The sequence below is a fragment of the uncultured Salinisphaera sp. genome (genome assembly GCF_964012375.1).
Classification (GTDB): Bacteria; Pseudomonadota; Gammaproteobacteria; order Nevskiales; family Salinisphaeraceae; genus Salinisphaera.
Window position 1 is genome coordinate 1 of the sequence record NZ_CAXGSH010000184.1, and the last position, 1,971, is coordinate 1,971.

General features: G+C 65.6%; 2 protein-coding genes. One reads left to right on the forward strand and one right to left on the reverse strand.

What is annotated here, in order from left to right; all coding sequences use genetic code 11:
* The coding region (locus tag ABNU97_RS17710; protein ID WP_348767983.1) for an oxygenase MpaB family protein at window positions 1–864 on the forward strand (864 nt) is incomplete at its 5' end.
* 416 nt (window positions 865–1,280) lie between these two features.
* Here the strand turns inward: ABNU97_RS17710 and ABNU97_RS17715 are convergent.
* The coding region (locus tag ABNU97_RS17715; protein WP_348767984.1) for a M23 family metallopeptidase at window positions 1,281–1,971 on the reverse strand (691 nt) is incomplete at its 5' end.

Genomic DNA, 1,971 nt, shown 5'->3' on the forward strand with positions numbered 1-1,971 from the left:
ATCGTGGGTGTGGTGGCGACGACCGAGGACTTCGGCATCAACTACGACGCGCCGGTCGGCGACGCCGGCCTGTTCGGCCCGGACAGCGTGACCTGGAAGATCCACGGCGATTTCCCCGGCATGATGTCCGGCGGTATCGCCGCGCTCATGCTGCAGACGCTGCATCCGCGTGCGCTTGCCGGCGTGGTCAATCATTCGCGTTTTCGTGAAGACCCGCTCGGCCGGCTGCGTCGCACCACCATGTTCGTGGCTGCGACCAGCTATGCGCCGACGGGCGATGCCGAGCGCATCATCGATATCGTCGATCGCATGCATGCCCGGGTTGTGGGTACCACCGACGAAGGCGAGCCCTATTCGGCGCGCGATCCCGAGCTTCTGACCTGGGTGCACTGTACCGAGATGGCCAGCTTTCTGGCCGGCTATATGCGCTATCGGCGCGCTGACCTGAGCGTGGCGATCCAGGATCGTTATTTCGACGAAACGCGGCGGGTCGCCGAAGCGCTCGGTGCGCAGAACGTGCCGGCATCGCGGGCCGAGATGGACGATTACTTCGCGGCCATGCAGCCCCAGCTACGCTTCGATCATCGTTCGCGGGAAACGCTGGCCGTGCTCGAGGCCATGGACCTGCCGATTCCCGTCGCCGGTGTGTCGCGGCGCATGTTTCTCGGCGCCGGAGCCGCGTTGCTGCCGCCCTGGGCCCGGGCGTTGATCCACCGCAGCTCGGCCCAGCGCCTGATCGACCGGGCCTCGGCCGAAAGCCTCAACCGGATCGCGCCGCTTATTCGAGCGTCCATGACCGAGGGCGTAGCCATGCGATCGGCACGCCGCGTCGGCGCACCGCGGGATTGCCTGCATTTCGATTGACCGTGGTTTGAATTGTTCGCGTGTTCGGACGAGGAACGGTCCGCAGATGCACGCCAAAAGCGCGAACGACGGATCGCGACTCGACGATGATGCCCCCAAAGCGAACGCAGGGCGTAGGTTGGATTAGCGCAGCGTAATCCAACAAAGAACGCAGCCTGCGGGGCCGATTCCGCCTGCGTCTGTCGACGATGTGCCGATGGCCATCCGGCGTTGGTTTCAGGCACTTCGGCCCACGTGCAGCTGTTCGGGTAAAAGAGCGTCGATGTGTAACCCGTGTCGGGGCACGCCGGCTAGCGCTGCGCCTAGTCAATCAACCCCACATGAAAACAGGCGCCGGCGTTTATCTTTCAATCGCTTTGAAAACGGCTGACCAGGCCAGCTTTTCTGGCGCCGGATCAACAGCATAAGCGTTTGGATCAGCTCTCCGGCAAATCCGGCGCCGGGCGCAGAAACGGCGCCGGATCGACCGGGCCGAAGGACGTGTAAATGCCGAAATGCAGATGCGGCGGCGTCGTCCGCGCATTGCCGGTATTGCCGACATAGCCGAGCACGTCGCCGGTCGATACCGAATCCCCCGATTCGACGTTGAACGCATCGAGATGGGCGTAGTAGTAGCGCGCGCCACCGATGCCGAGCATGCCGGACGACAGCCAGACATGCTTGCCGCCGATGCCGCCAGTGCCCGTGCGCACACGCCCGTCGGCCACGGCGGTCACCGGTGTGCCGCGTGCTGCAAAGATATCCACGCCGTGATGCTTGCGCGCGCCGCCGTCGCGCGGCGCGCCGAAACCGCTGCCGATATCGCGCGTGGCCGCGCCGGTAACGGGAAACGACAGCGATCCACCACGGGCCATGGCCAGCTGGTAGCCCACCGCGGCCGCGAGTTCGGGCTGGAGCACGACCCGATAGTCGCCGTCGCGTTCGGCAACGAAATTCACCACCTCGCCGTCGGTACCCAGCATGCGCACGGTGGCCCAGGCGTTCGGATCGTCGCTGTCGGCGTCGCGGCGCTGGATATCCGCGTAAAGCGCGCTGCGACAGTCCGTACAGGCAGGGGCATCGCGCAGCAGCCGCACCTGGAAACGTTCGCCGCGTTCGAGCGCGGTC